18 protein-coding genes and 1 tRNA gene are annotated in these 20,817 nt (G+C 42.5%); 8 read left to right on the top strand and 11 right to left on the bottom strand.

Annotated features, from left to right (window positions below):
* Positions 1–19 precede the first annotated feature (19 nt).
* From rpsU to VTAP4600_RS00925, 5 genes are all read left to right on the top strand, one after another.
* Positions 20–235 carry a 30S ribosomal protein S21 gene (rpsU, locus tag VTAP4600_RS00945; protein WP_001145625.1) on the top strand — a complete coding sequence of 72 codons (216 nt, stop codon included), beginning with the start codon at positions 20–22 and terminating at the stop codon, positions 233–235.
* Between the two features lie 25 nt (positions 236–260).
* A complete protein-coding gene (locus VTAP4600_RS00940) occupies positions 261–704 on the top strand; it encodes a GatB/YqeY domain-containing protein (protein ID WP_102521080.1) in 444 nt (147 codons plus the stop codon).
* 99 nt (positions 705–803) lie between these two features.
* Entirely contained in the window at positions 804–2,546 is a 1,743-nt protein-coding gene (dnaG, locus tag VTAP4600_RS00935; RefSeq protein WP_102521079.1) for a DNA primase, read from the top strand.
* Between the two features lie 128 nt (positions 2,547–2,674).
* The gene (gene rpoD, locus VTAP4600_RS00930; protein ID WP_102521078.1) at positions 2,675–4,516 is read left to right on the top strand and encodes an RNA polymerase sigma factor RpoD; all 1,842 of its coding nucleotides are present in this window, start codon (positions 2,675–2,677) and stop codon (positions 4,514–4,516) included.
* A gap of 152 nt (positions 4,517–4,668) precedes the next feature.
* Positions 4,669–4,744 (top strand) — tRNA-Ile (locus tag VTAP4600_RS00925).
* 214 nt (positions 4,745–4,958) lie between these two features.
* Here VTAP4600_RS00925 and VTAP4600_RS25870 read toward each other — a convergent pair.
* From VTAP4600_RS25870 to VTAP4600_RS25865, 9 genes are all read right to left on the bottom strand, one after another.
* Complete coding sequence (locus VTAP4600_RS25870) at positions 4,959–5,099, bottom strand: hypothetical protein (protein WP_172443043.1); 141 nt, start codon at positions 5,097–5,099, stop codon at positions 4,959–4,961.
* Between the two features lie 200 nt (positions 5,100–5,299).
* Positions 5,300–6,163 carry a phage integrase N-terminal domain-containing protein gene (locus VTAP4600_RS00920; RefSeq protein ID WP_102521077.1) on the bottom strand — a complete coding sequence of 288 codons (864 nt, stop codon included), beginning with the start codon at positions 6,161–6,163 and terminating at the stop codon, positions 5,300–5,302.
* Positions 6,164–6,802: 639 nt separating this feature from the next.
* Positions 6,803–8,086: a VapE domain-containing protein gene (locus VTAP4600_RS00915; RefSeq protein WP_102521076.1), complete on the bottom strand. Its 1,284-nt coding sequence runs from the start codon at positions 8,084–8,086 to the stop codon at positions 6,803–6,805.
* Entirely contained in the window at positions 8,086–8,271 is a 186-nt protein-coding gene (locus VTAP4600_RS00910; RefSeq protein WP_102521075.1) for a helix-turn-helix transcriptional regulator, read from the bottom strand. The genes VTAP4600_RS00915 and VTAP4600_RS00910 overlap by 1 nt, the downstream gene beginning before the upstream one ends.
* Before the next feature lie 367 nt (positions 8,272–8,638).
* Positions 8,639–9,673, bottom strand: coding sequence for a radical SAM/SPASM domain-containing protein (locus tag VTAP4600_RS00905; protein WP_102521074.1), 1,035 nt, complete (start codon positions 9,671–9,673; stop codon positions 8,639–8,641).
* A 3-nt stretch (positions 9,674–9,676) separates the two neighbouring features.
* Positions 9,677–10,075, bottom strand: a complete 399-nt coding sequence (locus VTAP4600_RS00900; RefSeq protein WP_102521073.1) for a hypothetical protein — start codon at positions 10,073–10,075, stop codon at positions 9,677–9,679.
* On the bottom strand, positions 10,065–10,436 hold the full coding sequence (locus VTAP4600_RS00895; protein WP_102521072.1) for a hypothetical protein: 372 nt from the start codon (positions 10,434–10,436) through the stop codon (positions 10,065–10,067). The genes VTAP4600_RS00900 and VTAP4600_RS00895 overlap by 11 nt, the downstream gene beginning before the upstream one ends.
* Positions 10,433–13,072 carry an SMEK domain-containing protein gene (locus VTAP4600_RS00890; protein ID WP_102521071.1) on the bottom strand — a complete coding sequence of 880 codons (2,640 nt, stop codon included), beginning with the start codon at positions 13,070–13,072 and terminating at the stop codon, positions 10,433–10,435. Before VTAP4600_RS00890 ends, VTAP4600_RS00895 begins: the two co-directional genes overlap by 4 nt.
* 419 nt (positions 13,073–13,491) lie before the next feature.
* Positions 13,492–13,662, bottom strand: coding sequence for a hypothetical protein (locus VTAP4600_RS25865; RefSeq protein WP_172443042.1), 171 nt, complete (start codon positions 13,660–13,662; stop codon positions 13,492–13,494).
* 568 nt (positions 13,663–14,230) lie between these two features.
* On the opposite strand from VTAP4600_RS25865, the gene VTAP4600_RS00885 reads away from it, so the two are divergent.
* Genes VTAP4600_RS00885 through VTAP4600_RS00875 form a run of 3 tightly spaced genes read left to right on the top strand, consistent with a single transcriptional unit; the run spans position 14,231 to position 18,006 of the window.
* Complete coding sequence (locus VTAP4600_RS00885; protein WP_102521070.1) at positions 14,231–15,664, top strand: OmpA family protein; 1,434 nt, start codon at positions 14,231–14,233, stop codon at positions 15,662–15,664.
* Positions 15,665–15,676: 12 nt separating this feature from the next.
* Positions 15,677–17,170: a hypothetical protein gene (locus VTAP4600_RS00880; RefSeq protein ID WP_102521069.1), complete on the top strand. Its 1,494-nt coding sequence runs from the start codon at positions 15,677–15,679 to the stop codon at positions 17,168–17,170.
* The gene (locus VTAP4600_RS00875) at positions 17,167–18,006 is read left to right on the top strand and encodes a hypothetical protein (RefSeq protein WP_102521068.1); all 840 of its coding nucleotides are present in this window, start codon (positions 17,167–17,169) and stop codon (positions 18,004–18,006) included. The genes VTAP4600_RS00880 and VTAP4600_RS00875 overlap by 4 nt, the downstream gene beginning before the upstream one ends.
* Before the next feature lie 226 nt (positions 18,007–18,232).
* Here VTAP4600_RS00875 and VTAP4600_RS00870 read toward each other — a convergent pair whose 3' ends face one another.
* Both VTAP4600_RS00870 and VTAP4600_RS00865 read right to left on the bottom strand, forming a co-directional pair.
* On the bottom strand, positions 18,233–18,574 hold the full coding sequence (locus VTAP4600_RS00870) for a hypothetical protein (RefSeq protein WP_102521067.1): 342 nt from the start codon (positions 18,572–18,574) through the stop codon (positions 18,233–18,235).
* Between the two features lie 120 nt (positions 18,575–18,694).
* On the bottom strand, positions 18,695–20,002 hold the full coding sequence (locus tag VTAP4600_RS00865) for a tyrosine-type recombinase/integrase (RefSeq protein WP_102521066.1): 1,308 nt from the start codon (positions 20,000–20,002) through the stop codon (positions 18,695–18,697).
* Positions 20,003–20,817: the final 815 nt, after the last annotated feature.

Raw genomic sequence — 20,817 nt, 5'->3', positions numbered from 1 at the left:
CCCCTGAGGTGAAAGGCATATGCCAGTAGTTAAAGTACGTGAAAACGAACCGTTCGACGTAGCTCTACGTCGTTTCAAGCGCTCTTGCGAAAAAGCAGGTATCCTTTCTGAAGTGCGTCGTCGTGAGCACTATGAAAAACCTACTACAGTACGTAAACGCGCTAAAGCAGCAGCTCAAAAGCGTCACGCTAAGAAGCTTGCTCGCGAAAACGCACGTCGCGTTCGTCTGTACTAATAACTTAATCCATAAGGACTGAGTTATGGCTCTGATTGACCAACTCAAAGAAGAGCAAAAACTAGCGATGAAAGCCAAGGACAAACCGCGCCTTGGCACTATTCGTTTAGCCCTTTCAGCAATTAAGCAACGTGAAGTTGATGAGCGTATTACACTCTCTGATGACGACATTCTTGCTGTGCTGGTAAAAATGGTTAAACAACGTCGCGATTCTGTCGCTCAATATGAATCAGCAAATCGTCAAGATCTTGCTGACGTGGAGAAAGCAGAAATTACCGTACTTGAAGGCTTTATGCCTCAACCGTTAAGTGAAGAAGAAGTAAGTGCACTAGTTGATAGCGCAATTGCTGAATCTAATCCAACGGGCATGCAAGACATGGGTAAAGTAATGGCTGTCTTGAAACCACAAATTCAAGGGCGTGCAGACATGGGTAAAGTTAGTGGTTTAGTTCGCTCTAAACTCGCTTAAGCCCTAAAGAAAATTCAGCAAGCCGTGCTATCCTGATGGAGCGCACGGCTTGTTTGTATCCGCAAGCTAATAAATCCACTCTTACTTTTATCAGGTTATATGGCCGGACAAATTCCACGTTCCTTCATTGATGACTTACTGGCGCGAGTTGATATCGTAGATATTGTCGATCCGAGAGTAAAACTGAAGAAAAAAGGCAAAAACTACAGCGCGTGTTGCCCATTTCACAATGAGAAAACACCCTCTTTTAGTGTCAGCCAAGAAAAACAGTTTTATCACTGTTTTGGTTGTGGAGCCCATGGTAACGCCATCGACTTCTTAATGGAGTACGAACGCTTAGAGTTTGTTGAAAGTATCGAAGAGTTGGCCTCATTTGTAGGCGTAGAAGTACCACGTGAACAACGCAGTGGCGGATACTCGACAGCACCAAAAGCCAATACCGAACAAAAACGTAGCCTATACGACATGATGGGCAGCATATCTGCGTTTTACCGTTCTCAACTGAAACAGTCGAGCAGTAAAGTCGCCATTGATTACCTTAAAGACAGAGGTCTATCAGGCGAAGTAGTACAAAAGTTCGGTATCGGTTTTGTTGCTGATGAATGGGATTTAGTACGCAAAAACTTTGGCCAAACACCCGCCGCGCAAGAGATGCTTGTCTCTGGTGGTATGCTCATTGAAAACGACAAAGGCAACCGCTATGACCGTTTTCGTGGCCGAGTGATGTTTCCTATCCGCGATCGTCGAGGCCGAGTTATTGGTTTTGGTGGCCGTGTTATTGGCGATGGCACGCCTAAGTACCTAAACTCCCCAGAAACCCCTATTTTCCATAAAGGCAAAGAGCTATACGGCCTTTATGAAGTGACACAAGCTTACCGTGAACCGCCACAAATCCTGGTGGTTGAAGGTTACATGGATGTGGTTGCCCTTGCGCAATATGGCGTAGACTACTCAGTCGCCTCACTTGGCACCTCTACCACGGGTGACCACCTACAATTACTCTTTCGCCAAACCGGCACCGTAGTGTGTTGCTACGATGGTGACAGGGCGGGTAGAGAAGCCGCATGGCGAGCACTTGAGAATGCACTCAGCTTTCTAAAAAGCGGCCATGTGTTGAAGTTTCTATTTTTGCCTGACGGAGAAGATCCTGACAGCTATATCCGAAAATTTGGCAAAGATGAATTTGAAACCCAAGTACGCGATGCTGAACCTTTATCAAAGTATCTGTTTAACAATTTGCTGTCACAGGTTGATGTCGGCAATGATGAAGGAAAAGCCGCTTTAGAAGCACTGGCATTACCATTAATTAATAAGATTCCTGATAACGCCCTGCAATCACAGTTACTAAAGCTACTCGGGCAAAAAACCGGGATCTATAAAAAACCGACGCTACCGAGCGAAGAAACAGCACGCTCTCAGCCGCATAAAGACATTAAACGTACACCGATGCGCGTCGTAATAGCACTCCTATTACAAAATCCGAGCTATAGTGAATTGGTACCAGATTTATCGAGCGTTGAACATATTGCCCTACCCGGGTTAAGTTTATTTGTTGAAGTACTTGATAAGTGCCGTGCGCATCCCAATATAAACACAGGTCAACTCTTAGAGCACTGGCGCAATGAACAAAGCAGCCCATTATTATCTCGATTAGCCGGTTGGGAAATCCCACTAGGTGAAGATAATGACCTGCAAGACATATTTTTAGACTCATTGGACAACATTATTGCCCAATGCGTTGAAAAACAAATTGAATCGCTACAAGCGAAAGATAGAAGCGTTGGCCTAAGTGCCGATGAAAAAAGGGAATTAGTAGCCCTCATGCTAGACCTAAAAGCATAGATACGGTCACAAATTGTCGACTTACTATGCAAAGTTAACATAGGCAGCGTGCAAAATATTTGTTAAAATTGGCGGTTTGCATTTCGCAAAACTAAATTCATCACCTGACTAGAAGTTGGATATCGTCTATGGATCAAAATCCGCAGTCACAGCTAAAGTTACTTGTCGCTAAAGGCAAAGAGCAAGGCTATCTGACATACGCCGAAGTAAATGACCACCTACCGCAAGAAATCGTTGATTCTGAGCAGGTAGAAGACATCATTCAGATGATCAATGACATGGGTATCCAAGTTGTTGAAACAGCACCCGATGCTGATGACCTCATGATGAATGAAGCGGTCGCGGACGAAGACGCAGCTGAAGCTGCAGCGGCTGCCCTCTCAAGCGTAGAAAGTGAAATCGGCCGAACTACAGACCCAGTGCGCATGTACATGCGTGAAATGGGTACCGTTGAGCTGTTGACTCGTGAAGGCGAGATCGATATTGCGAAACGCATTGAAGATGGCATTAACCAGGTACAAGCTTCTGTTGCTGAGTACCCTGGCACTATCTCATACATCTTAGAACAATTTGATAAAGTTCAAGCTGAAGAACTTCGTCTTACCGACCTTATCGCAGGATTTGTTGATCCTGATGATGATGGTACAACGGCGCCAACTGCGACTCACATCGGTTCTGAACTTGCTGAGCAAGATCTTGAAGATGAAGATAAAGAAGCAGAGTCGGACGACGACGAAGACGAGGAAGAAGAAGACACAGGTATTGATCCAGAGTTTGCTGCTGAGAAATTCTCAGATCTACGCAACGCTTATCAAAACCTGCAACTTGCTATTAATGAGCAAGGCCGCGACGTGGCAATGGCTTCTGAATTAAAAACAGAACTACTGGATACTTTCCGCCAGTTCCGTTTGATTCCAAAACAGTTTGACTACCTAGTCAGAGAACTACGTACGTCTATGGATCGTGTTCGCACACAAGAGCGTTTGATTATTCGTACTTGTGTTGAATACGGCAAAATGCCTAAGAAGTCTTTCGTTGCCCTGTTTACTGGTAATGAATCTTCAGAAGCTTGGTTAGATGAAATTCTAGCGTCAGATAAGCCGTATGCAGAAAAAATTCGCCGCAGTGAAGATGACATCCGTCGTTGCATTCTAAAATTGAAAGCAATCGAAGGTGAAACTTCTCTTCCGGTACAAAGCATTAAAGATATCAGCCGTCGTATGTCTATCGGTGAAGCGAAAGCTCGTCGTGCGAAGAAAGAGATGGTTGAAGCGAACTTACGTCTGGTTATTTCTATCGCGAAGAAATACACCAACCGTGGCCTACAATTCTTGGATCTAATCCAAGAAGGTAACATCGGCCTAATGAAAGCGGTTGATAAGTTTGAATATCGTCGTGGTTACAAGTTCTCGACTTACGCAACTTGGTGGATCCGTCAGGCGATTACTCGTTCGATTGCTGACCAAGCACGTACGATTCGTATCCCTGTACACATGATCGAAACCATCAACAAGCTGAACCGTATTTCGCGTCAAATGCTTCAAGAGATGGGCCGCGAGCCACTGCCGGAAGAATTGGCTGAACGCATGCAAATGCCGGAAGACAAGATCCGTAAAGTACTGAAAATTGCTAAAGAGCCAATCTCTATGGAGACACCAATCGGTGACGACGAAGATTCGCATCTAGGTGATTTCATCGAAGATACTACGTTAGAACTGCCTCTAGACTCTGCAACGGCGACTAGCCTACGTGGCGCGACTAAAGACGTTCTAGCTGGCCTAACGCCACGTGAAGCGAAAGTACTTCGCATGCGTTTCGGTATCGACATGAACACTGACCACACTCTAGAAGAGGTTGGTAAGCAATTTGACGTTACACGTGAGCGTATCCGTCAAATCGAAGCAAAAGCACTACGTAAACTACGTCACCCAAGCCGTTCAGAAACTCTGCGCAGCTTCCTAGACGAGTAAACAACCGCTTTAAAATTCGAAAGTTGATTAAAAGGTGAGCAAATGCTCACCTTTTTTATTATCCGTGAACTGAACGGCTAAAAACTAGGCGTAAATCAACCCCCTAGCATCTAGACACACTAACCCGCATACCCTATAATCAGTCCCCTATCGGCCCCTTAGCTCAGTGGTTAGAGCAGTCGACTCATAATCGATTGGTCCGCAGTTCAAGTCTGCGAGGGGCCACCAAATTTAGAAAGGCGTAGCAGGTTAGTACCTACTACGCCTTTTTTGCATTTTACGGTTCTGGGTGTAGTTGTGGGTGTAGTTAGGAAGTGACTTAACGCACATTTTTGAGGCGGTTAGGCCAAACCTAGCTTTTTCCAGCTATCAGCTCATAACGGAACTAAAAAAAGCGCCCCTTTGTTAAAGAGGCGCTTTCTTAAAGAAACACTTGTTACACTCACTGATCAATTCCGTGCTTTTTATCGTACCAACATGCGAACCATAAAGTTCCAGCTGTACAAATTGCGATAATAACCAAGAATGCAACCAGACCTGATACTTTTATCGTGCTTAACTCTTCCAAACATTCTGTGAGCATTTCATGCCTCCTTTAAATACTTGCTTTGCTCAGATTATAACCTACTTTGACCCTTTATAACTCTTTTTGGCATTTTGTCGATGTGGGACTGTTTATGTATCGCTTAACCTTTTGGTTTTGTGGACTCGCCCATTTTGACTCAGTTGGGTTAAGTGTCACATCACGAGCAATAGAACCCACTGAGTCAAAATTGGTGTTTTCTACCTTCCTAGGTAGACCGCTGTGACTTCTTCTCTTCCATGACCGAGCTCTTCGCTGATCTGAGTTCTAATCAGCTTGACCGTTTCATACTGCTCATTTGTCATGTCCCCTCTTTTCGGACCACCTTTAGCGGGGCATGGTAAGCCAACGAGTTGTTGATAGCGCTTCTGTGCATAGGCATGCCTCAGTCCATGCGCTTTATCTATTCCCATCTTTATACAAGCCTGCTCGTAACGCCCCACCTGTGTCTTATACGACACATCCGAAGGGATCAATGAGCCAACACCAACCAGCGGCTTAATTTGCTCTAAAAGCTCTCTTTGCTGTGTTGTGATAATGGGGATGTCTCTTTGCCTCGCCCCCTTCGTTTTAGTCACCCTCAAATACGTGCCTTTATCGGCTTCTTTCAAGCAGATCTTCATCGACTCTTCTCGTCGTAAGCCAAAAGTAATCTGTAAACGGAAGGAAGCTTGCAGGTGAGCATCTGTAATAAGGCTCAGTTGATCTTCTTTAAGCTCCCTAGATTTATCTTGATTGGTCACATACACGCGGTTAGGGATACCCAGACTGATATTGCTCTTAGGCAGCACACCTACCTTGTCAATTTTCTCTAGTAACCAACGAAGATGCGCTACTCGATTTTTGATGGTGCCAGTGCTAAGGCCATTCGCCATCCACATACCAATGACCGCGTTTAAGTGCTTTGGCCCTAAGTTGTGTAGCGCCAGTTTTTTAAAGCCAAGCTCTGACAGATTACGATCAACGAGCTTGAGGACTTTTTTTCTCTCGGCTCTCGTTGCATGTGAGCCATCTGGATTTCGTTTTAACACCTGTGAGACTTTGAACATGAAGTTGGTCGCCATGCGAACTCCTTAAGAAATGATGGAAGTAGAAAATAAAAAAGCCGACATAATGTCGGCTTTCAATTGGCTATTTCATCTTGTTCATATTTCTATAGTGCAGTAGCAGGTGTTCAAGTTAGGTTAGTGTTATTGCCCCCACTTTTTTAAAGTGCCACTCTCGATGAAATCAAAAATGGTAATGGGACTAAAGCTACTGCGTGAGAAGTTCTCGAACAATTGAATAGCCGTAAGCCTTTATCAATTGATACTTTCAGAAACCCGTGTGGGCCCAGAAATAGAATGCGCTAAAAGTTGGAATTTCTTATGCGATAACTGTACAGCGATGGCTGTGTTACTTAGATTCAGCTCGATTATGGGCGGTATATTTAGGCATGACAATTTTGTTGGCGTTGGGAATGCCATGGCCCTTTAAGCTCCGTGGTCACGCGCTTATCATGTTGATATATGGCTGACTAGCCCAATAATGGTGGTTGCTGTAAGCCCTGTCACTCCGATGGAGTGACAGGGCTAAGCACGCGTCTATGGCTCTCACCATCTAGCTTTTCTTGTATTTTGATACTGTGCGAAAACCAAAAAGTTACCCCACTACCTCACTTTATAAAGTGAAGCAGTGGGGTAACTTTGGTGTCTTTGGAGTAGCTATGAATTTGTTGGAAATTGATATAAACGGTATCCATTTTTATGGCGGCTATCCAGCAGTTCATCGTCAGCCAGCATTTTTAGCGCTCTCCCTATATGTACAACGTTAGTAGTTTGAACTCCTAATTCGCCACATATTTGAGTCGATGTCAGCCACTCTTCGTTACACGTAGAATAATCAGAGCTAGTGTGTAAATACTCCGCGATCAACTTGTAGAAGTGCCCTTTATCTAAATATCGATTGGATAGCCGATCTACTCGCCGTTGCTCTTCTGGAGAAAACATCCAAGGTTCTCCTTCGTCATACATGCACTTCACTTCGAGCCAAAACTGCAATAGCTTCTCAGGGTGATCGCAACTGGTGCTTCCTGAACGCTTAAATGACCATCCTAGTAACGAGTTCACTCGCTCAATCTCTACAGGTGCCGTCAGCTCAATGACGGCAAAGCGAGTATTACCCGTCCTATCTTTAAGGAAGTCTTCCCCGTTAACAGTGGCTATAAAATGGCTCTGTCGAGGTTTTTTTATGTCTACTCGACAGTATGGCGGCCTTACTGTATCCACCTTTTTCGAAACAAAGGCTTTTAATGCACCTTGGCTATGCTTTGTGGTGCGTTCTAGTTCACCCAGCTCTATAATCCAAGAGTATATACTTGAGATGATGCTGTCTTTCTTTGTTGGATTTAACTCAGCTCCTTCTAAAAAGGCGTGTTCTACAATTTCAGCAAACCGACTGATATAGGCTGTTTTTATACGCGATTGGTCGCCCTGCAAGACAGGCACTAACTTACTCTTAAAGTTATCCTCATAAAGAGATGCAATACACCCCACAAACCAGCGTCTCATTATCAGTTTCGTTAATTCAGGTTGTTTTGATACTACACAGTCAATCACTGCATCTACACGTTCCACTCTATCCCACAGCTTACCTTCAAGGAACATAGCTACTGGATGGCGTTTATTTTTTTTTGCAATGATATGAAGGTGGTGCTCGATTCCATCTCTTGGAAAGCCATGCTTAGAAGACTCACTTATTAAAATGCTATTAAGTTCGTCTCTTGGAATAACACGAATCCCTGTTTCCGTGCTCGCCTCAATCTCAACTTCATAAGTCATGGTGTTCAGGTAGGGTTTAAAAGACAAAAAATCGAGAAGCGCTTTTAGGTTATCTGCGGTATTCAGTACCTTTAAACTACTTCCTGTTAACTTAGAGTCTGGGAAGGATGGCCCTTCCCCCACTTTTTTAGGGCTACTTTCAGTCCGCTCAGCTAAAGGAAGGCTCATTACTCACCTCCCTGCTTGTTTAACCATTCTACAAAAACAGACTCTCGCCACCCTAAACAACGGCCATTCATTTGGATTGGTTTTGGAAAAGACTTATCTTTTGCCCACCAACGCCATACGGTTCTTGGGCTACGTTTAACCTCAGCGGCTACCTCTTGTAGAGACATGATTTTATCTCTTGTCATAACAACTCCTTTAGTTCTGATTGATGACAAGGAGAGTATGCAGCTAAAAAAGTCGCACAAATTAATTGCACGGCCACTTGGATCTTTTAGGTAGTTGAGGGCAAAAAAGTGGGGGGAAATTAACTGCGACAAGGTGATTCGCAGTGCGAATTGAGTTTTTTACATTTTGACACTACATACATAAAGGTTATGCCCAACATGCTTTTGGACATTTCTGAGTTAGAGACTTTGCTAATTTTACGGATAACGGATTAGCTCAAGTATCGCAAAGAGTTTTGAACCATTAAGGCATCATCACTCTAACGCTGTGGTCCAATTCATCGAACCACAACAGTACCGTTGTTTAAGAAAATAACGTAATTGGTATTTACCTGTTTCCACAAACTACAAGCTCATCGAATAGTGGGCAGCCGTTCATACAAACTGAGCTGTGGCTACAGTCCCCACAACGATCCGAGCTGAAATAACGTCGAAAAGATTTGAAGTTTTTAGACTTTATCCATATATCTAGAAGCTTTGTCTTATTATTCAGCTGCTCTCCTTCTACTAATCCAGCCTGAAAAGAGCAGGGATATACTTTTAAATCTTCTGATACATACAACGAAAATCTACCTGCATCGCATGCGTCCACCATTGACGTATTAGCGTTCGTTCGCGCAAAGACGCCGCTGACGCAACATGCATCAAAACCAACTTTCAGCTTTCTTTGCTGAGAGGTAGCTAATTCAAAAAGCTCATTTAGCCTAGGGCTATTACGCAAGAGCCTTTCTTCAAAAACTTTTCTACCAGATGGTTTGTAATTTAAGAATATTATAGCGTTTATTCCTGTAAGAAATTCAGGGGGCTGTTTTAGCCAATCAATTGCGGTGTCAACGCTCTTGGCGTCCAAGATAAAATGAATATTGGTTTTGACACCGAGGTTGTTCAGCTTCTTTAGCGTCCTAGCTGCCTCATCGTACGGTGGATACGCAGAAACAGCGACAGCACCACAATACTTGCGAGTAGCACTAAGGACTTTATCGCTCAATCCACGACCGTTCGTTGTATAGTTAGGCACTATTCCTTTGGAATATGTATATTCTAAAATCTCTAAAAAATCAGGATGCTGATTAGGGTTTCCGCCTCCTAAAGCCACCTGAAATGTATGCATGTCTGCTGCTTGGTCAATCACTTTCTTGTAATCATCTAGCGCCATATGCTTGCCGTATTTCGTTGATGATTTGTAGCAAAAAGGACAACCTTTATCACACCAATTTGTGATTGAAATATCCATCAACTCAGGTCCGTGTGGTGACCAGAACGGCTCTCTCTTCCCTTTGTCAGGAACCCGAGCGAAGAAACCATTATCTGGATTGAAAAAGGATGTATAACCCAAATTCTTATATCGAATAGCTTTTAACATTATCTACCACACATTGTTGTAAGCGTTGATGTAGAAGCTGTCTGACTCAACCTCAAACATAGACACACACAACAACGATTCTGCAAGGGAACCATCGCTGCTAAGTTTTGATGTTGTGACAATTTTTCCTTGTTCAATGGCATCTTTCATTTTATTTACAACATCCGGAGTAAATTCATATGCGGCAAAGCTTTCGGCATCTTCTTTTGTTAACACCTGCTTTCCGGAATCACGTAGCGAAGTTTTAATTTCGTTGTACATTTGATAAAACAAATCTCCTACAGGGCCTTCTCTGTCTACTCCAGCGGCTTCGAAAAAAGCTTCCTCGTTCAACTCTTCGTCTGAAATGTACACAAACGATGTGGACGAGCTATTTGATATAAAATCAAATTTAACCTTCATTATTAGCCTCTTCTAACTTTTTAATACATTCCAGAACAATACCTAGCTTATTATCTTCAAAGTCTTCATTGATGATCTGCGGTAACCAATCCACAATGAACACACTACTTGTTTCTAGCTCGTCTTCACTTAGAGTTTTGCCATAACGTGCTATCAGGTAATCTGTGAAGTTTGCATACTCGACGCAATAATACTTTTTGAATTCAGCTTTGGCTTCAATAGATGCTACAAAAAGTGCATCGAAAACAGTTCCAAAAAGCTGCTCGCCAAGACCTCGAGGAGATATTCCCAATGCTATAAGAAACTCCTCTTTATTTGGCTTCCATGAGGTCGTCAAAATTAGCGCTATGTCGCCTCTCATTCTTCTATTTCCTTCAAACAATTCTGCACTTTTGTAGAAACAGCATTTCTGCATACTTCAATTGCACCCAGAACTTCCGGTGTGTGTTGAAACTTAGAAAAGAAATTGAGAGTACTTTCTCTCACATCCCAATGAGCATATGGAACAAAATGTAATGCCATAGCTAAAGCAGAGCTACCCAACCCCAATTTTTGCTCTTCTCTAAGATCCTTCAAGCTATTTAGCAGGTTGCTAACGTCATCCCGCCAGATATGGCGCCCGCCATAATAGCTAGAGCTAGAAAACATTACTTTCATGAAATGTTCGGATTCTATCTCATCAAGTTTGCTAACATGATCTAGTAAAATTCGAATGTTTAGGTGGTCCGACTCTTCTCTTTTTCTAAACAAGAACCAAGCAACAGCCCGAAGGTTACTTTCCTCGGATCTATTCTTCAAAGTACCTTCGACTCTTACCACATCTTCGGGGTTTTGAATATCTGCTGATAAAAGTGAAAGATTGTTCAGATAGTGATTTGAGAAGTCTTTTGAAGATTCACATGCAGACAAAACTGTATCGTTTCTTTGCTTCCGTGCCAAAATATACGCGTAACGGAAAAAACCTTCATAGACTGGCCATTCGATGATTTTTTCAAAAATACTATCAACTTTTAATTGATGCGCTGAAAGTTCAGTCACAGTATAAAACGCAAGTAAGAAATCACGCAGTTCATCGTATGTAAATGAAATATTTTCAATACCTAAAGATGCAAGCCCTGTTGATGGGACCTCTCTTCGCAAAATGATATCTTCCCCAATCAGTTGTTCAAGAATCTGCCTCTCGGATTCATCCCCTTCAACAGGTATCTGAGAAAAAATTCCATCTTCCAACATTCGGCTACATATCTTATACAATGAGTTCAATACGTTACGCTTAGAGTGGTGAGGAAACTCATTCACCTTCATCATCAAGTATTTCTCTAGAATATCTCCTTTGTAGATATCCGGAACATATCCAATATTCTTGTTCTCGTTAATTTCTGAGAAAATTCGCAGTAAAATAAGATCGTTTTTTAAGAACTCAGATGCAATATTTGAGAACTTGCCTTTGATATTGAAGTGGCTTAGATAAGCATCAAGAAGTCTAACTTTATTTTTGTCCGACATTTTTTTGCGAAGATCTTTGACACGGTATACGAGATTGGAGTGTAGAGATTCGAATACACTAGCAAACTTATGATCGAAAAATTCATTCCTACAGGTAAAGATGATCTTTACATATTCATACTGGCACATTGCATCTAGGAAAATTCGAAGCTCAGCAGCAAATCCATCAAGATCGCCAACTTCATTTATTCCATCAATGGCTATCACAAAAGGCTTTTGACACTCTTCGGCAACTTTGTTTAATAGTGTAAAAAGGTCATGGAGGTCTTGGACATCTGGAGCATATCGGTTGTTTTTGATGTACGACAAAATGCGATTAGGACCCGGATGATCATTCAGTGCACGTGCAGGAATAAAGGCTGTGGGAATCTCAAATGATCTAAATTGGTTTTCAATTAAATCGCAAATGAAGTTTGTTTTCCCTTGCCCTGCCATGCCCGTGATTAAAAATATTTTGGCTTGTGTAATTCCAATTTTTTTTGAAACCTTTTCGATAGAGCTGAACACCCCGCTTCCGCTCGATTCGATACTGTGTTGAAAGACATCCCAGTAGCCTGACAAGTAACCCTCAGGTACAAACCGTTCAGCTCGTTCACCATACCAAGAGAACGGAGAAAGATGCTCTTGTATGTCTTCGAGCGCAGCACGTTGCTTAGTCAGACGTTCTTGAAGCTCATGCATGCTACTTGGCGATTCTAAAGCTGTTATTTCAAGTAAACTATCTATTACAGGTTCAATTTTCGCTTTTCTTAAAAGCTCATTAAAATGAACTAGGTTAATTCGCCGTATATCGTCATCAATCTTTCTGAAGAAAAACATTGGATTTGCGAAGTACCTCATCTCCTCTTTCGTTTCTGAGGTTTCAACAAACACTGATGGTATGTATTTTCTTGTTCGCTTTTCATCCTCTATTTTTAGCTGATTAACCCTTAAGAACTCATCCAGATTTCTACGAAATTGGAGGTTAACATCCGTCCGTTGGAATTCCTTTTCAAGATGGCCATTGATGTATTCAAGTTGCTCATTACTAATTTCATTGAGCAATTGAGCCAAGTCTTGGTAGTCGAGAATATTATTCGATGGGTCAAACGCAATAGATAGATTCTCCACTGATTGCATCAATTGCTGTGAGGTATACGACTTCTGTCTTTCAGTTATTACATAAACGTAGATGTCGTCAAAATCACTGCCAAGGTTGTGAGAATCGAATTTCTTCAACGTTTCACAGACTTTAGCGCTTGAAGCATCAGAAGTAATTTGGATTGAAACCCTACTAGTTTTACATCCAAGGTCAACTGCCGGAAAATTCATTCGGATTCGATTTTGATTTTGTAGATCGGGGCAGTTTAGAGCTGTCGCTAAAATAGGAATCAAGAAGTCCTCCGCGACAGTGTTTATGTCAAATTGCCCCATCGCATTCGCTACCTTCACCTCATGAGCAAAACGGCCTAAAAGAGTACTTGATTGTTGCAGAAGTTCTTGTCGTGTCATATCCAAATAAAATCTAAGCTATTAATTTAAAATCATATTTACATGATCAACAGTACACTAATGCCCGAGTATGATCTGTGTATAGATCAACAAATTTGGTATCTAATGATGAGAGTTGAATACTATGTTTCAATAGATAACTTAAGATTGTATCTAGTGTCACTATTCTGCCGAACTAATTGTGCAATAACCTATTGCACTATTGCACTATTGGGTGCTGGAGTTCACCTAACAGCACTTTGGACACTTTGGAAGTGGTCTCTTTCACGTAGTAAGCGGTACTGATTTTAGTCAACAGCCTGTTGATCTAATTTTTGTTATGAAGGTTTACTGCTGCCCAAACACGGTTTGGGGAAGAAATTAGTTTGCACTGTTGCCCTTCCCCACCGATTCGCAGTGCGAATCGGTCCCTAAACCAACTATTTTTGTGCGTACCATGACAGATAGATGCCCTTAAGCGCATGCTGCACTTCTTTTACTTTAACAACCCCAAAAGCTTCAGTTAATTCAGCAGTTGTATGTTGGTAAAAAGTAGATGCAATAAGTGCTTTTTCCTTTAATAAGGCGCGCAAGTTAAGGCTTTCGTTCAATGTTTCCTCAGAGCTATTAGGTTAACTGATAGCTTTATCGCCAACCTTGGAACATCAGCTCCTACTACCCTAGAAGCTGAGCCAGTGATTGCTAGTTCGATGTCCTCATTAACTCGCTTTTCTACTTCCTGAAATACTGCATCAACAAAACTCATCATTGACTACTCGTGCCTTTTTATAAATATTTACTTAAGTTAAGAAGCAATCAAATATCGCAACGGCCCCATACCTTTCGTTTTATAAATAAGCCACTTAGATAATCGCAGTACGCATTCAATTTCTTTGCCCAACCTAGGTGGATAGGTTGGGCCATAAACCGTCTACCCAGCCAATGAACGACACAAGTTAATTTCAAAACGCTTAAAACCACGCAACAACCAAGAGCTAAAATCACAATAGAGTGAGCTCCATTTAACATTCGCTCACATTATGATTGCTTATTTGAGGCATAGAACAACAAATGAACTTCGACATGGGAATGCGCTAGAAACCAATACATATTAGAATAGCAAGGTAATGACAACTCTTTCATAACAACAAGATGCAATCAATAAGGTAAGGACACTTTATGATTAGGCTAGTAGTATTCGCAATCATAATTCTCATCACATCAGGGTGTGTTACAGTACCTAAAAAAGCTAAGGTCGTAGAAAGCTATCGCATTGGGGATTGTCAACTTCCGGTTGGGACAAGTGTCGTTCGACATTGCGGAAAAAAAGCGTACATGTCGTATCGCAAAAAAGCCTTGGAGCTGGCAGCCAATGAGTTGGGCTACGAAGTCAGTTTTTCTCCTTTCTCGTACCAAGTGGATAAAACCGATCCCCAATCACTTGAATTCAAAAAGCTTGTTGAACAACAAGCGAAAGAGTTTGGGTTCCCCGATGATGCTTTAACGTTAGGAAACATAGTCACTATATCCTCTCAAGATGAGCTATTTGAGTCGAGCGAGAGTGACATGTCAGCAAGGAAACGCGTAAAACTCGACAAGATGTTGAAAGCCTACCTTGATAGTTTGGACACATACTCCAATATAATAGTGGTCGGTCACACCGATGCTGTAGGCACAAAGAAAGACAATTTGGCACTTTCCCAGGAACGTGCAAAATACATCGGAGCACGCTTGCTTCATTTAAGTGAAGAAAAAGTTCCGGTTAGTGTATTTGGTGCAGGTGAGAAACAACCAATAGCCCCAAACTCTAATGCTAGTGGCAGGAACAAGAATAGAAGAATAGAAATTGTCGATGTATTCAACATAACGCCTTCGGCAAAAATGGAACCTAGACAGTTTAGGGTGATAGCATTCCTAAAAAACAAACAAACTAAGGTTGATAGCAGCCACTTCGCAACGACAGCTCCTCCCCCAAAAAAATCGAAATCACGAACTGCTGCCGCAAAAAAAAAACCTAAAGTGATCTATCGTGATGATAACCCTCTTAAGCTGCGCGGCGAGCGATACGCTGTAGCTAAAAATACTGACCAACTCATGGCGAACTTAGGAACATATCACGATGATAGCTGGTGGTTGATCCGTTCTGCGCGAGCATCAAGCCCCGTTCGCTCATGCGTAATGACGCCACCGCCTAAATATTCAGAATCAACTAATAACCACACTTCCGTTTACGAATCGTTGCCAGCACTCTTTAAAACAACGTGGTTTGGCAAGGCCAACAAAGGGAAAAAACAAACGCTCGTCGTCGTCGGCCCCATCCAAATCGACAGTGACGATTACGAATCTACCATCGATCCAACGTTATCGATTCTGCTTGAATACCAAGATCCATCGCAACAGCCGGATTACACCTTCGATATGAAAGTTCAAACAGTGCGAGGGGAAGACACTGTGCTCTATCGAATGTACCCAAAAGAAAAGCAAGACCATTTAGTCTGTGCCGACTTGATTTTCCACAATTCGGGGGAGAATAAGACTAAATACGCTGAAGTGTTCTATCGAAGTCATGGGCATCTTTACCGTAAGCAATTGCAACTATCACTCACTTTATAGCAGGAAAGACAAATGGATATGATCGACACACTCCTACTTTATTGGAAGCAAGTATTGGGCTGTAGTGTAGTAACCGCGCTACTCATTCTTTTTCTTTACAAGCACCGTGAAGAATTAGGGTTATGGTGGCTAGGCTTCCGCCATAGAAACTTCATTTTTGGCAAGATCAACTCTTTGGCAAAGAACGCGACGACGCAGAAAGGGTGGTTCCATTCAGAACATCAAATTTGCCAAGACTATAAGCCGTACTACACTCAAAATCACCGTTCCGGCCAGTATTATGACGACTGTAAGAACTACTTAGATATTGTTGGAGAGGATGGTAGAAAGCCAATGACTACACCAATGGTGTTAGGTTTGATGCTCGTATTGTTTCTGGAAGCTTGGGGGTTCAGCTACACAATGTCTGGCTTTATTGACCTAACCGCATCAGAGAATACCCGACATATCATGGCCTACATATTGGCGTTTGGCTTCGCGGTCGGCTTGGCCCTCGTTACTCACTCAATGGGTGCCGAGCTCCACCGGAACAAGCTAGTTGATAGCATCCGTTCACTTTGGAAAGCCGATAGTCAATCTGAAAAAGAGCTGGTTGCACAAGTAGGTAACCGTGTTGGCCGCATTGATTCTCCAAGTGACCTAAATGAAAAGCCTTACATCCAGCGGCTTAACAGGCTTAAGCTAGGTACCGCAACGAAGACATACCGCGCGTCCATTATTACTGTCTGCGCCGTGATAGTCATTGCAGCGTCATTAACCTATATACGGGGTAAAGCCTTGGAGTCCGCTCAAACGCAAAACGTCTTGTGTAACACACAAAACGGTGACTCAGTACCGACTCAGGCGATCGACTTCAATAACCTGTACAGTTCCGACGGTACCCCTGCCCCAACGTTCGTATCCGAACAGAATCAGCAAGCCGTTACTACCGGAAATAATGAAGCGTGCGAAGCCACCGAGCGCGGAAGCTGGGCCACCTTTATTGTTATGGGCATCTTATTCTTGTTATTACAAGCCTTTGCAACATGGGTATCAATGACTTTTGGATTTGCAGGAAAACACAGCCGAGAGGCATACGAATACACTCATCGCTTTACAACTCGTGACGAGTTTATTAGACATTACGAATTTAGAGCGACCAACGTAGCTGACTATGCACAAAAGTCTTTAACACGACTCCAGGCTAGAATGGCAAAAAAACTACCGGACATTACCCAGTCAAGTGCCGTGATCGAAATGATTGAAAGTGCAACAGAGCGCAATTTCTACAGCTACCTTACACTGGAACAAAGTCATTCGATTAACAGAGCTAAAGAAGAACTTGCGCAGGTAAAAGAGGCCAACAAAATTCAAGCCGAGCTCCGAGAGTCAACAAAATTCAGTGATGATGAGATGCGTAAGCGTTTAATGGCTGAGTTCGAAGCTAAGTCTCAGGCCGACAAAGCAGTAGAGACGGAAGAAGAGCAACGAGCTCGATTACTTGATGAAATGGGACTAAAACCATGAAGCTAAAAAAATATGGTCTACCGACACTATGTTTAGCTGCAAGTGTCCTGTCATTCGGAGCAAGCGCGATCGAGAGAAATGATATTCCATCTTGTTATGACTATGCCGATGTTAGTGAATTTAAGCTTGGCCATGCCGAACGTGAACTATTTGTCATTGTTGATAAGACAATTAACTTGGACACAAATCTGAAAAAATCTGTTCACCAGCAGATGCAACGTTTCAATCAAGCAGGCGATAAAATCACTATCATCACATTCTCGGCACTGGCTAAAGGCGCATATACCGATGTGGTATTTAGCGGTACGTTTGAATCCGCGCTTGGAAAGAAAAGCCGCGACAATATGAATCGCATGAAGCTACATAAGTTAGACCAATGCCTTGAGCAACAAAAAGGAGCAATAAACGCCATTCATAAGGCTCTAGCAGCCTCCTTCCCGCAAGAAGAAATTAACTACCCTCAAACTGAGCTTGTAGGAACCTTGATGAACTTGAGTGACGACCTTATAAAGCGCTCGACCTCATCACGTAAAATTGTGCTAGTGGTCTCTGACATGCTAGAAAATAGCGCGACAATCTCGTTCTATAAAAAAGGGAGCGTTTACCTTCCCGATGCTAACAAAGCGCTAACTATTATAGACAAAGCTGGATTCACAGGCGATTTTGACGGCAGCGAAGTCTATGTGATAGGGGCGGGATATGTTGAGGGAGCTAAACGTTACTCTTCTCAGAAATCCGTTAACGAATTAGAAAATTTTTGGCGAGCTGTTTTCACGACAAACAATGCTAAACTTGTACAGTTTGGCAAACCAAGCTTACTCGTAGCGATCCAATAGGTAAAAAGAGTCATCGCGGCTTTCCAGGGGAAAGTCGCTTCATATTCATAAAGAATCAGCCTGCTTCCACTGTCGATTCTTTGGATTAAAAGAACCTTATTACCTAGAGTAATATGATGACTTTGTTCTCATCTCTGATTTTTTGGAGCCCTTATAGAGTAAATTCGCTGGGCCTGTTACTCCAGATTCCTCACCGATTCGCACTGCGAATCGCCCCCTACACCAACTATTTTTGTGCGTACCATGACCGATAGATATCTTGCAAAGCATTTTGCACTTCTTTTTCCTGAACAACCTCAAGAGCTTCCGTTAGTTCAGCCGTTGTATATTGATAAAAGCTAGCTGCAATAAGCGATTTTGCCATTGGTATATTGAGCAAGTTAAGGCTTTCGCTCAATGTCTTCTCGGAGCTACCAAGGTTATTCATGGTAATAATTGACAGTTTTGTCGCCAGCTTTAGTACATTAACGCCTACTGCCCTAGAAGCAAAATATGTAATTGCTCGCGCGATGTCCTCGCAGATTCGATCTTCTACTTCCTGTAGTACGGCATCACTAAGACTCATCATTGGCTACTTGTTCCTTTGTTTGGATGACCACTTATGTTTAGGGGCAATCAAGTATCTCAACGCCCCTATATTCTTCTCTATATAAACCGTTTCGAAATACGCAGTGCGAATCGGCTTGGTTTACCTACTATTCGCTCTAAAACTTACGACGTTCTCGCTTGTAACCTCTACACCCGATAACTTTTGCTCCCATACTTCCAGTGCATTTCGCTTTTCAGATAAGTACTCATAGCGATCATAGTGCTTAGAACTCACATCATTGAGGGCATGGTTTTGCAGCCTATCTCTGGTCGATTTACTGATGCCAAGCTCGCCCATCAGGGTTTTACAAGTTCTTCTTAAGTCTCTTGGAATAAAGTATTCAAAATCAGGATGATCCCGTCGATACCTCGCGATAGCTTGGCTCAATGAATCTAGCCTTACATGCGCCTGAAAATCAGTATGGTGAGGAAATATAAAAGGGTTATCTTGCGACGAATCTCGCTGCCTGCGTAAGATGGTGATGGCCGAAGCCGTTAATGGGATAAGATGGCTACGCTTATTTTTGGATATTTCAGGAGGAATATGCAAAGTATGATTATCCCAGTTGATGGCTGACCATTTAGAGGCCGCAATTTCATACGGCCTTTGACCTCCAGTATGAATACAAAGCAGGATAAGACACCTCATCACTTCGGATGCCACGACTCCTTCCAAATCAAACTCAATATCGTGCATAAACTGATGAAGCTCGGCATAGCTCAAGTATCGTTCGCCAACACGTTCTGCACTTTTTTGTTTCGGGATGGAAGATACAGGATTAAAAGCCAGCCCAAATTTGGCTTCCTCTAAATAGTTAGCGGGATCATTGTCATGAGAAAGGCCATAGTTAAATGCCGCATGTAAATAACTTCTAACTCGATTACTTTGCGTAGCGGCCCCTCGCCTTATCATATGGGCGAGAATTTTAACAACATCGTCAGTGGTGACATCACAAGCTTTCGTCCCCCTAGAGATAAATGGATACACCTCTTTTTCTAGGGCGCTAAAAACCGTCTGATGGGTTCTCTTACCCTCTTTTTTCATGTTGTCTGTATAGCTTTTAAAGAGTAAGTCGATACTCCCCCTACTTTCTTGCTCTTTTCGCTCTGCTTCTCGCTTTCTTTCTGCCGACACCAGTTCAAACTTGGGGTCGAGCCCTCGCTTTAGCATTAAGCCCAAATCTTTTGCTGTTTCTCGTGCATCGGTAAGGCTTAATGCAGGAACCCGCCCCAATTGAATAAAGATCCTTTTGCTCGCTCGGTAGTATCGAAAAACAAAACTCTTTGAACCACTGGAAAAGACTTTCACCCCGAGACGACCAACACCTTTGGTTCTATCGTCATCCCAAACGTAATAGGCATTACTTTTAGGTTTAAGGCCGATAATTTCCTTTTGTGTAATTGCCATGATCGTATTCCTCGTTGCGCAACTACACCCAACGCGAAACTGGGTGTAGTTGTGGGTGTAGTTAGGAAGTCGCTTAATGACAGTTTGTAAGATAGCATGCGATAAATCAAGCCAGATAAGACCTTAATTATCAATGACTTTGTAACTTTGCGAGATAAAGCGAGATTTCATGAAACAAGCAATTTTACGACTCATAATCGATTGGTCCGCAGTTCAAATCTGCGAGGGGCCACCAAATTTAGAAAGCCCAAGAAACTCATTGTTTCTTGGGCTTTTTGCTTTTCTGTTTGAACGCTCATATTGCTTCCCCTTCTCGAGTTTCAGTAAGTGCCCGTCGATCTCATCAAGTACTATTCGATTTAGATGCATTTGACATGCAACTTAATGGCTATTAAAATCCCTACTCCATTAAATGGTTGTCTAAAAACTATTTAAAGCATGTATTTTAAGGAATTCCCATGGACTCAAAGAAAGATAAGCTTGCATTCGCCTTTTACTTTTCTATGGCTGCGGGCCTTGGCTTAGTGACACCTATGATTATCTTGCTACTAAAGTACTAATCACTACTCCGTACACAAAAAGGCTCACTTACATAACAAGTGAGCCTTTTTCTAGAATCCCATTAGCTAGAAAACCCATCAAGTTCCGCGACATAAAAAACCATCAATTTCTACCCATATAGAATTTCAGCGATTGGCTTTTCTCTACTACTAACAAACCACACTATACTTATGTTAATTAGTATCATGATACGCGACTGAGACTTTGCTATAATGCGAGATCCAAGCGCAATCCTGAAACTGCCTGTTTCTCCT

The sequence above is a fragment of the Vibrio tapetis subsp. tapetis genome, assembly GCF_900233005.1.
Taxonomy (GTDB): domain Bacteria; phylum Pseudomonadota; class Gammaproteobacteria; order Enterobacterales; family Vibrionaceae; genus Vibrio; species Vibrio tapetis.
The sequence above is the reverse complement of the archived record's forward strand: the minus strand, read 5'-3'. Positions and strand labels throughout refer to the sequence as shown.